The 11,316-nt window shown below is 42.3% G+C and carries 11 protein-coding genes and 1 tRNA gene; 3 read left to right on the forward strand and 9 right to left on the reverse strand.

Features of this window, described 5'->3' with window-relative positions; translation table 11 throughout:
* Positions 1-217: 217 nt before the first annotated feature.
* The gene (locus ACYVAA_RS20740) at positions 218-787 is read right to left on the reverse strand and encodes a YqgE/AlgH family protein (RefSeq protein WP_460545502.1); all 570 of its coding nucleotides are present in this window, start codon (positions 785-787) and stop codon (positions 218-220) included.
* 96 nt (positions 788-883) lie between these two features.
* On the opposite strand from ACYVAA_RS20740, the gene pdxH reads away from it, so the two are divergent.
* Complete coding sequence (pdxH, locus tag ACYVAA_RS20745) at positions 884-1,519, forward strand: pyridoxamine 5'-phosphate oxidase (protein ID WP_460545520.1); 636 nt, start codon at positions 884-886, stop codon at positions 1,517-1,519.
* Positions 1,520-1,626: 107 nt separating this feature from the next.
* Here the strand turns inward: pdxH and bshB1 are convergent, their stop codons facing one another.
* The 8 genes from bshB1 to ACYVAA_RS20785 form a co-directional block, all read right to left on the reverse strand.
* Entirely contained in the window at positions 1,627-2,343 is a 717-nt protein-coding gene (gene bshB1, locus ACYVAA_RS20750; protein WP_460545504.1) for a bacillithiol biosynthesis deacetylase BshB1, read from the reverse strand.
* Between the two features lie 66 nt (positions 2,344-2,409).
* A complete protein-coding gene (locus ACYVAA_RS20755) occupies positions 2,410-3,441 on the reverse strand; it encodes a peptidoglycan DD-metalloendopeptidase family protein (protein ID WP_460545506.1) in 1,032 nt (343 codons plus the stop codon).
* Positions 3,438-4,391, reverse strand: a complete 954-nt coding sequence (gene trxB, locus ACYVAA_RS20760) for an NAD(P)/FAD-dependent oxidoreductase (protein WP_460545508.1) — start codon at positions 4,389-4,391, stop codon at positions 3,438-3,440. Before trxB ends, ACYVAA_RS20755 begins: the two co-directional genes overlap by 4 nt.
* A 198-nt stretch (positions 4,392-4,589) precedes the next feature.
* Complete coding sequence (locus tag ACYVAA_RS20765; protein ID WP_015267200.1) at positions 4,590-5,453, reverse strand: sigma-70 family RNA polymerase sigma factor; 864 nt, start codon at positions 5,451-5,453, stop codon at positions 4,590-4,592.
* An 82-nt stretch (positions 5,454-5,535) separates the two neighbouring features.
* Complete coding sequence (pnp, locus tag ACYVAA_RS20770; protein WP_460545510.1) at positions 5,536-7,677, reverse strand: polyribonucleotide nucleotidyltransferase; 2,142 nt, start codon at positions 7,675-7,677, stop codon at positions 5,536-5,538.
* 108 nt (positions 7,678-7,785) lie between these two features.
* Positions 7,786-8,061: a 30S ribosomal protein S15 gene (rpsO, locus tag ACYVAA_RS20775; protein WP_460545512.1), complete on the reverse strand. Its 276-nt coding sequence runs from the start codon at positions 8,059-8,061 to the stop codon at positions 7,786-7,788.
* 78 nt (positions 8,062-8,139) lie between these two features.
* Positions 8,140-10,017, reverse strand: a complete 1,878-nt coding sequence (locus tag ACYVAA_RS20780; RefSeq protein WP_460545514.1) for an LptF/LptG family permease — start codon at positions 10,015-10,017, stop codon at positions 8,140-8,142.
* Positions 10,018-10,099: 82 nt separating this feature from the next.
* Entirely contained in the window at positions 10,100-10,495 is a 396-nt protein-coding gene (locus ACYVAA_RS20785; protein ID WP_460545516.1) for an START-like domain-containing protein, read from the reverse strand.
* Positions 10,496-10,656: 161 nt separating this feature from the next.
* Here ACYVAA_RS20785 and ACYVAA_RS20790 point away from each other — a divergent pair.
* A tRNA-Met gene (locus ACYVAA_RS20790) sits at positions 10,657-10,730 on the forward strand.
* 62 nt (positions 10,731-10,792) lie between these two features.
* Positions 10,793-11,056, forward strand: a complete 264-nt coding sequence (locus tag ACYVAA_RS20795) for a GIY-YIG nuclease family protein (protein WP_460545518.1) — start codon at positions 10,793-10,795, stop codon at positions 11,054-11,056.
* Positions 11,057-11,316 lie beyond the last annotated feature (260 nt).

An 11,316-nucleotide genomic window follows, 5' to 3' on the forward strand; every position in this document is an offset into this window, starting at 1 on the left:
GATGCTCTTCTTCATGGTGCTCTTCATCATGATGGTCATCTTCATGATTTTCTTCTGTTTGATTGACCACCTTATCCGCTTCTTGCTGATTACCCACCTCAGAGGATTCCACTGATTCCTGGGTCACCTTTTTTTCTTCTGAAATTTCCTTTTCGTTCCTCATAATCTGTATGAATACATCTTACCAAATATGCTATAAGCAAAAGTAATAAATTATTTAATTTAATCTTGGATCAATAGGATAATTTGCCAGTACCTGAAAATCCCCGCCCATATTCCTCAGGGCAATTCGCCAAAGATCCTCCGGGGAAGCCTCAAAGATCGTCGTGGCATCCACTTGATCACATATAATCCAGGTGTTCTCGGTCAACTCATCCTCCAACTGTCCAACTGACCATCCCGAATACCCAATAAAAAACCTAAAGTCCTCCAGGTCTAGCTGACCGGTTTTATACTTCATTACCAACTCATCAAAGTCCCCTCCCCAATAAAGATCCTCTGCCAATTTCACACTACCCCCAAGCGTCTCTTTTCCCTTATAGATAAAATGTAAGGTATTCTGTTCCACTGGTCCTCCGACATATACCTCTGTATCCAGAAAATCCAATTCATCAAGAAGATCATTTATTTTCAAAATTGACAACTTATTCAAAACAAGACCAAAGGAACCGTTCTCATTGCTTTCACAAAGCAGCACCACGGACCTTACAAAATTTTCATCCTGCAAAAAGGGCTCCGATATCAACAACTGGCCAGATTTTGGTAAAATTTTATTATTACTATCCATTAAATATTGGTTGTCAATGAGACTTTAATATAGGTCAAAATTTCATAAATGCAATTAACAATGGTAATTTTATGGTCTGAAAAACATGCACTCTATATGGACATCGCTGCACTGAGAACAGAGTACACCCTGAAATCTTTAGTGGTCAAAAAACTAGAAAAATCCCCCTTAGATCAGTTCAAAATATGGCTGGAAGAAGCCATTCAGGCCAAAGTCAATGAGCCAAACGCATTGAACCTCTCTACGGTGGGGCCGGCCCGAAAGCCAAGTGCACGAATCGTTTTGCTCAAAGGTCTTGACCATGGATTCATTTTTTACACCAACTATGATAGCAAAAAGGGGAAGGAACTTTCAGGGTCACCCTATGCCGCAATGACCTTCTTCTGGCCTGAACTGCAACGCCAGGTAAGAATTGAAGGCAAAGTCGAAAGGGTCAATAGCCAATTATCAGACCACTACTTTCTTTCAAGGCCTAAGGCCAGTCAAATAGGCGCATGGGCTTCTCCACAAAGTCAAATCATCCCGGATCGGGAATATCTTGAAAAAAAAGAAATTGAAATGCGCACTAAGTTTGAAAAAGAAGCCTTAAAAAGACCAGAACATTGGGGAGGCTACCGGCTTCTTCCCGATTTGGTGGAATTTTGGCAGGGAAGAGCAAGTCGTCTGCACGACCGCATCCAATATACACTTGAGGAAAACGGAGAATGGACAAAAGCCCGTCTTGCACCTTGACCCTATTCCCTATTTATTTTCTTCAGCTCCAGTTAATCTTCTCTGAGAAAAAAGCAGGCTGCATCTAAAGGTGATGCAGCCTGCTTTTTGCTATTGCTTTTTTAAGATCATTTGAGATCAAATAAATCCCTCACGCCAATCATTTTTTCCACAGTAAAACCCTCACCGTATTTGACATTGATGCTGTGTCCAAACTCTTGCGCCCTCGCCTCAATAAAAGCAAAATACTCCGGACTACTGATAAAGCTTGCCGGTTCGGTATTATTGGGATCATAAAACTGCGACTTAAATGCTTTGATACTATTGAGCTTGGTCTCCCAATAGTCAGATATATCAACTACAAAATCCGGTTGGATATAATTGTTTTGGATATAATGATAAACATATTTTGGGCGCCAAGCTGCCTGCGCATTCCCTTCCAAGGTAGTTTCCACCTTTCTTAACCCGCTGATAAAACAAGCATTTGTGGCTAAGCTACCTCCCTTACCATGATCAGGATGCCTATCGGTAACAGCATTTGCCAAAACAATTTCAGGTTGGTACTTCCTGATTACTTTGACTACTTCCAGGTGATGGGACTCATCGTCTTTAAAAAAAACATCCCTAAACCCAAGGTTTTCCCTGGCAGAAAGCCCTAGTATTTTTGACGCTTCCTCAGACTCCTTCAAACGGAGTGAGGGAGTGCCTCTTGTCCCCATTTCCCCTTGTGTTAGGTCAAGTATTCCTACCTTATGGCCCTTGGCGACCTGTGCCGCTATAGTCCCCGAACAAGATAGTTCCGCATCATCAGGATGTGCGGCTATAACCAATATATCTAACTTCATCTTATCAGTTTATTGACTTTTTGATTTTTTAAACTGAATTGAAACACCAAGACCCACCGAAAAAGTTTACCTGATCCGCAATCTTTGCCCTACCCTAAGTATGGCACGGCTAGAAATATTGTTCCTACGGGTAATAGACCTCACTGTAGTGCCATACCTTTTGGCTATCGCACTTAGGTTATCCCCACTTCTCACACGGTGATAAACCGCCTTTTGCATTTCAATAATATGCTCAAAACTACTTGAGGTTACAGTATAAATACTGCTTTTCAGCCTTCCCACTGAAAAATCGAACAGCTCTGTAGGGTTAATGGATAGACCTTGATACCTTACTTCAAAATGTAAGTGAGGCCCTGAACTCCTTCCCGTACTTCCCCCATAGCCGATGATTTCTCCTGCCTTTACCTCCTGGCCTACTTCCACATTAAATTTGGACAAATGACCGTACAGTGTTTCAAGTCCATTTTTATGCCTGACCACCAAGTAATATCCATAACCATAACGGTCATAAGACCTCATTCGCACAATCCCATCAAACACGCTGTACACGGGATCTCCTGTATTCAGGTCAAGATCGGTACCATGATGCCAACGATACCTTCGGAAACCAAATTCTGAATTGATTTTCGTTGCATTCAATGGACTGCTCCAGTTGGTACCATAAAATGAATCGTAAAGTTTTATCGGAATAGTATCGCTGAAATCCTTTGGGTTGAAATCATAACTGTCTATCCGCTGACTGTCCCAAGATGAATAGTATTCAAAAGCAGTCACCCAGATACTGTCAATCTGTATTTTTTCGGAAACCTGCACCAACCGGTGCGTAGGAGCCCATACCAAAGAAAGCGTATCCTCACTGACGGCACTAAGCCTTCTCCGCAAATCCACTTTGTCTTTGTAGATTAAAGAATCGGTACCGCGCTGTAGGTCTAAAAGGTATTGTTGGACGTCAAAAGTATTTATTTTACGCACGTCCGGCACTTTCACGGCCTGGCTTTTATCCTTTTTAACTATCTTCGGAAAAACCTGCGCATGGGCGCTGATGCAGCCCATGCACAGGATCAAAGTGATAAGAAAACGTAGGCCCTTTATACTCATGGATTTAATGACAACTCTTGCTCAGCGAGATAACGCTCCGCATCCAGAGCCGACATACATCCTGTTCCTGCGGCTGTCACAGCCTGTCTATAGATATGATCTTGTGCATCACCACAAGCAAATACCCCTTCTATATTGGTCCTTGTACTACCGGGCTGAGTAAGAATATAGCCTGATTCGTTCATGTCCAAGAATTCCTCGAAAATCCCAGTATTAGGTTGGTGCCCAATGGCTACAAAGAAACCGGTCACTTCCAATTCTTTTACTTCACTGGTCTGGTTGTTTTTAATACGAACACCAGTCACCTCTTCTTCCCCCAGGATTTCTTCAGTCTCCGTATTCCAAAGGATTTCTATTTTGGGGTTGTTCATAACCCTCTTTTGCATGATCTGGGAAGCCCTTAACTCATCTCTTCTGACAAGCATATAGACCTTTTCACATATATTGGCAAGATAAGCAGCTTCTTCACAAGCCGTGTCGCCACCTCCTACGATAGCTACATGTTGATTTCTGAAAAAGAAACCATCACATACAGCACAGGCCGATACACCTTTACCGTTCAGCTTATCCTCACTTTCCAAACCTAGCCACTTAGCAGATGCACCAGTGGAGATAATTACGGTATCCGCAAATATTTCAGTCTGATCATCCACCACTACTTTATGTGGTTTCGCATTAAAATCAACAGCGGTTACTAAACCGTAACGAATGTCTGTTCCAAATCTTTCCGCCTGCTTCTTGAAATCTTCCATCATCTGTGGTCCCATCACGCCCTCTGGGTATCCAGGATAATTTTCCACATCTGTAGTGATTGTGAGTTGTCCTCCCGGCTGACCGCCGGTATACAATACCGGATTGAGTCCAGCTCTGGAAGCATAAATAGCCGCTGTGTAACCAGCAGGGCCTGACCCTATAATCAGGACCTTGATCTTTTCTATTTCTCTATTCATTGAAGAAGAATTTTTTGGGTTGGCAAATTTTAAAATTTTAATTTTTCTAACAAAGGATCCATATGTTAAAATTCCCTAATTGGTGAATTTTAATTTGCGGAAGCCTCTTTTAATCCGAAACAGACGTTTGAAGCATGATGACAAAAGCACAAAAAAAGGGGCAAGAGCCCCTTTTTAACCATTTATAAAATGCTTTTGTTATCCCAAATAAGGTTTCAAAGTCTTGCTTCGTGAAGTGTGTCTTAACCTCCTTATCGCTTTTTCTTTGATCTGTCTTACACGCTCCCTGGTAAGGTTGAATTTTTCACCAATCTCCTCCAAGGTCATCGCATGTTCTCCGTTGAGTCCAAAATAAAGGGTGATTACATCTGCCTCTCTTTGGGTCAAGGTAGACAAGGCACGCTGAACCTCTTTTCTCAAAGAATCGTTCATCAGGCCATCATCTGGCTTTTCCTCACCATCATTCTCCAGCACATCCAACAAGCTGTTTTCCTCTCCTTGGACAAACGGAGCATCCATGGAAACGTGACGACCAGAAATTTTCATGGTATCAACCACCTCTCCGGCAGTCACTTCAAGTACTTCTGCCAGTTCTTCTGGTGAAGGCTCACGCTCAAAGCGCTGCTCCAGCTCGCTGAAGGTCTTGCTGATTTTATTCAGGGACCCCACACGGTTCAGTGGAAGACGCACAATCCTGGATTGCTCGGCCAAGGCCTGCAAAATAGATTGCCTGATCCACCATACTGCATAGGATATGAATTTAAAGCCCCTTGTTTCATCAAAACGCTGTGCGGCCTTGATCAATCCAAGGTTTCCCTCATTGATAAGATCGCCCAGTGACAAACCTTGATTCTGGTACTGTTTGGCCACAGAAACCACAAACCTCAAGTTTGCCTTGGTCAATTTCTCAAGAGCTAGCTGATCACCTTCCCGGATTCTTTTGGCAAGTACTACCTCCTCATCAGCTGTGAGCAGGTCTACCTTCCCTATTTCTTGAAGATATTTATCGAGAGATTGACTCTCCCGGTTAGTAATCTGTTTGCTAATTTTTAGCTGCCTCATTCAGGAATTTCTTTTTGGTTAAGACTTACTTATAACAGATTTAAATCTTAAATAAGTTCAAAATATTGATTAACCAGATAATTTAATCTTTTTTTCCAGACTTTTCAGGCTTCGGCAAAAGGACCTTTCTTGAAAGCTTGAATTTCCCGGTCTTTTTATCAATATCTATTAATTTAACAACTATTTCTTCACCAGGTTCCAAAACATTGTCCATACTTTCAAGTCTTTCCCACTTGATTTCAGAAATATGCAACAATCCGTCTTTACCTGGCATGAACTCTACAAACGCACCAAACGGCATAATGTTTTTGACAATGCCAGTATAAGTCTCTCCTATCTCAGGTTGTGCGACGATACCTTTGATCCTTTGGATGGCACCATCCATTGACTCTTGGTTGTTTGAGAAGATATTGATTTTTCCGGCATTATCCACTTCCTCAATTACAATAGTTGCACCGGTATCCTTCTGGATTTCCTGGATCACCTTTCCTCCTGGTCCAATAACCGCGCCAATCAATTCTTTTGGAATAGTCATATTGAATGAGCGAGGCGTATGTGGCTTAAGTTCCGGCTTAGGAGTCGCCAGCGTTTTGCTGATTTCCTCCAAAATATGAAGGCGTCCTTCTTTTGCTTGATAAAGGGCCTCTTTCAGCACATTATAATCCAATCCTTCCACTTTGAGGTCCATCTGACAAGCTGTAATGCCATTTGCCGTACCAGTAACCTTGAAATCCATATCCCCTAGATGATCTTCATCACCAAGAATATCGGAAAGAATAGAATAGTTGCCTGTAGAGGGATCCGAAATCATTCCCATCGCAATTCCTGTAACAGGAGCTTTGATTGGGACACCGGCATCCATCATGGCCAAAGAACCTGCACAGACTGTAGCCATGGAGGACGAACCATTGGATTCCAGAATATCAGATACGACACGGATGGTATAAGGGTTTTCCGCTTCACTTGGAAGCACTTTTTTCAAAGCCCTCATCGCTAGATTACCATGTCCTACTTCCCTACGTCCCGGGCCTCTGTTAGGTCTTACTTCACCGGTAGAAAATCCAGGGAAGTTATAGTGAAGGAAGAACTTATTGTATCCGGAGATCACAGCTCCATCCACCATTTGTTCATCCAACTTGGTTCCCAAGGTACAGGTCGTTACCGACTGGGTTTCCCCTCGGGTAAATACCGCAGAACCATGGGCAGATGGCAAATAATCTACCGCTGACCATATTGGCCTAACCTCATTCAGCTGCCTTCCGTCCAAACGCTTCTTCTCGTTGAGCGTCAGGTTTCTGGCGGCCTCTTTATGTATTTTTTTGAAATAAGGGCCAATCAAATCCGCTTCATACTCATGCTCCTCGCCCAAGCTTTCCACAAACTCGCTTTTGATTGCCTCAATAAGTTCACTTCTTTCAGATTTGTTAGCAATTTGCTTGCTAACCACTTCATAACATTTGTCATAAAGCTCTGCCTTCATTTTCTCATAAAGGGCAGAATCTTCTTTTTCGTGAGAATACTCTCTTTTCTCTTCTTTACCTACCAACTTGGTAAGTTCGATTTGCGCTTGGCAATGTTTTTTAATTTCCTCGTGAGCAAACTGAATGGCTTCTACCATTTCATCTTCAGCGATTTCATTAGCTTCACCTTCCACCATCAAAATGAAATCCAATGATCCTGCCACGATAAATTCCAATGTAGCCTCTTCCAGTTTGGCAGGTGTTGGGTTGATTACCAATTCACCGTCAATTTTAGCTACTCTTACTTCGGAAATAGGCCCGTTAAATGGGATATCCGAAACTGCCAGTGCAGCAGATGCTGCCAATCCGGCCAAACAGTCAGGCAATACTTCCGCATCTGAAGACATAAGGGTGATCATGATTTGGGTGTCTGCATGATAGTCTTCAGGGAAAATCGGACGGATGGCCCTGTCTACGATTCGGCTGATCAGGATCTCATAATCCGATAATCTTCCTTCTCTTTTCAGAAAGCCCCCAGGGATTTTGCCCGAAGCAGCAAATTTCTCCTGATAATCCACCGACATAGGAAGGAAATCTACCCCTTCCCCAGCTTCTTTTTTTGAAACTACGGTCGCCAAAAGCATAGCATTGCCCATTTTCACTACGACAGATCCGTCTGCCTGCTTGGCCAATGCACCGGTTTCAATAATGATTTCCCTACCATCCTCAAGGGTGATAGTCTTTGAAATTACATTTGGTAACATACGTTCTCTTTAAGAATAAATCTTCTGATAAGTTTTAAAAGTAAGGTTTAAATAATGGGGGAAAAGAAAAAAAGTAAGGTTCCCGCTCTCGGGAACCTCACGTGAATGTTATTTACGTAATCCTAAGTCTGCAAGCACTGCCCTGTATCTTTCGATATCGTTTTTGTAAAGATAGTTCAAAAGGGACCTACGCTTACCTACCAATTTCAAAAGGCCCAATCTTGAAGAGTGGTCTTTTTTGTTGGTCTTTAAATGGTCTGTTAAGTGCTTGATTCTAAAGGTGAACAGCGCAATCTGAGACTCAGGAGACCCTGTGTCTTTTTCAGATTTTAACCGACCATGATTCTTAAACAACTCTGATTTCTTGTCTGAAGTTAAATACATGCTTAGTTAAAATTAATTTTTACGTTTATTTAAAGCAGCTACAAAGATACAACTATTATTTTTAATAGTAAAAGCAGCCTATGTTTTTTTAGCTGCTTTTATCCCCAGCTTTTGCTTGACCTTCTGAAAGGCAGCCCGGTACACATCGGCCTCAAAAATCCTGGCATCCCTCCTGGCCTGGCGCAAAAACAAGAAGCCCACCGGAATCAAAGCGAAATTGGAAAACCAAGTTCCAAAGAATGGGTCTGCCAATCCTTCTTTTGCCCACTTTTCACCTGTCATCGTCAGCATGTAAAAAATGATAAAAAAGGTAATGGAAAACAAAACAGGCATCCCCAAGCCACCCTTTTTAATAATAGCCCCCAGCGGGGCACCTATCATAAACATCACAATGCAGGCAAATGCCTGCGTATATTTCTGGTACCAACTTATCTCAAAGCGCCTTTTTTCCCTGGCCATCCCTTCTACGTTGGCTTTATTACTGCTAAAGTTATTTTTGAGCGTCCTTGCACTTTGAAGCCCGATGGTAGCTGCCCGGGCATAATATTGTCCATTTTCTATCACGGAATCAATCTTGGCCACTTGCCTGTCCGAAAAACTAAGATAAGCTGTCCTTTCCTCTTCCTCCCTTTTCTTCCTTTGGTCAGCATAGTTTTCTACATGAATAGGTTCGTCCACTTTGATGTCCAGACTTCCCCCTTCTCCTAGGGAATCTTCTTCTATTTGCACTACTTCAGACGCTGCCAGGGCAGTATCCATCTCCTCCCTCTTCTCTGATAAAGAATCATCAGAGGCCTCAGCCAACAGCAAAGAATCCTCCAAATCCCCATTCACCAGAGACGGGGCTCCACTATTGATGGTATCTAAGTCATTACCCGAAGAAGTATTTAGACTATCCATTTGCGTTAAAGCATCCGAATTTGCCGTCAACATACTGTCCCCCGCATTCAACCCTCTTTCTTCCAATTCCATTTTTCGCTTGAACTCCAAATCCTTCAAGGAATCGAGAACCGCCTTTTTCTTTGCAAGATCCTCAGGAACATTTATATCCCGCTGCTTAGAAAAGAAAGAATAGGCAGATCTCAGCTGCGCATAATTATAATATTGGTAGTTGACCAGTTGATTGCTCATGGAATCCACATCCATCTTGATCTCTCGGATGTTCTTGATGGACCTATTGGTACTCCATAGATTCTCAGGAGTCCTGTTCATTTCAAAGGCATCTAAGCTAAAAACAATCTCGTTTTTGGTAAATAGGGTCCTGGTAAAATCAGCAGGCTTTCCATTTATCCCTTTGTTTGATTTTTCCTCATTATAACTATACCCGTTGAACAAGGTCAGCTTCATATAACGGTCATTAAAAAAAGGTTCCATCCTGCCAGAATCGGCAGTAATGACTCCTAGATTCCCTTGCCCGCCGGCATGATCATAGATGATCACATCCTGCAGCCTCACATCATCCAGTTTACGGTTTACCTTAATACTGTAATTTGGAATGCCGTTATAAAAAATCCCTTCCTTAATATCCAATGCCGGGGACTTCATCCTGATGTCATAAAGTAAGCTAAAGGTTTTAAGGTTGACTTTTGGCACGAGGTAATTGTTGGAAAAAAAAGCAAATACTGAAAGGACCAGTACAAACACCCCTATGGGCAGCAAGGCTCTTAATAACGATATCCCGCTGCTTTTGATGGCGGTAAGTTCAAAGTGCTCTCCCAAATTACCGAAGGTCATCAGGGAAGACAGCAGCACGGCCAAGGGCAAGGCCATGGGCGAAATGGACACCACAAAATAGCTTATCAACTCCATATACACTCCAAAACCCAATCCCTTGCCAAATATCTCATCGAAATATTTGAGCATGTTTACGGTGAGCAGAATGAAGTCAACAACAATAAAGGTCAATAAAAATGGCCCAATAAAGGACCCTAGAATTAATTTATCTAATTTCTTCATGAGGCGTATTACCACCAACTTGCACGTAATTATGAACCACTAAGTTCACTATATTATGTGAAAAATTATAATGATCCCCGCATTATCCTCCAATTATTTCTTTGAGCGTGGCAATCAGGCCCTCCCATATCTCTTCCTGCTCACCGTCATCAAAGCCATCGCTGTAATCTATCACTTTAAGGAACATGGTCTGGGTAAGCTCGTTTTCCTCCAATCTAAACTCCACATAAGAATGATCATTCTCTTCCGGCATATCAGGATCAAAGAACTCAAATTTAACGCCGTGATTTGACCGAATGGCCGCAACTCTGGCCAGATGGTCCACACCATCATAGACGAAATTGAAAACCTTATCCTCATTAATGGTCACATCATCTGCAAACCATTCAGAAAGCCCGCTAGCAGTGCTCAAATAAGGGAAAATCACCTTCTTTGAGGCATTCACCTGATAGTCAGCAACAAACTTATTCTTTACCATGACTTTTTACTTTTGTTTGACAAAAAGTTAACTTTTTTCATTGACAAAGCTTGCTTTTAATCCCATAACCCTACATATTTGCATTCCCATTCAGCAAGGAGTTGGCAGTTAACCAAAGCCAACGATGATTTGTTGAAAAGCCCCCTAAGGGTTTTTAATTTGGCGAGGTAGCTCAGTTGGTTAGAGCGCAGGATTCATAACCCTGAGGTCACGGGTTCAACTCCCGTCCTCGCTACATTTAAGGCTTCCATTTTGGAGGCCTTTTTCATTTTGCCTTTATTTTTTATCATTTCTCGCATGGAACAACTTTTTACCGTTTACGTTTTATTCTCTCCTTCTTCTGGGAAAACCTATACAGGAATGACATCTGACCTCATCAATCGATTTCATTCACACAACACCTTCGCCAAGAAGGGATTTACCATTAGGTACAGACCTTGGATGGTTATCCACGTTGAGTTTTTCTACGCTCAAGCCTCTGCCCTCAAAAGGGAAAAAGAACTCAAGACGGGCAAAGGCGGGGAATGGATCAAGAACCAAATACTGCCCTACTATCTATAACATTAGGCGCTCCGATTCTTATCCGCCGCGGCGGACACGCGTTCAACTCTCCCGATAGCCATCGCGACTACATTTAAGGCTTCCATTTTGGAGGCCTTTTTCATTTTGCCTTTATTTTTTATCTTTTCTGACATGGAACAACTTTTTACCGTTTACGTTTTATTCTCTCCTTCTTCTGGGAAAACCTATACAGGAATGACAACTGACCTCATCAACCGATTTCATTCACACAACACCTTCGCCTAGAAAGGATTTACCAC

It is taken from the genome of Echinicola sediminis (assembly GCF_054777495.1).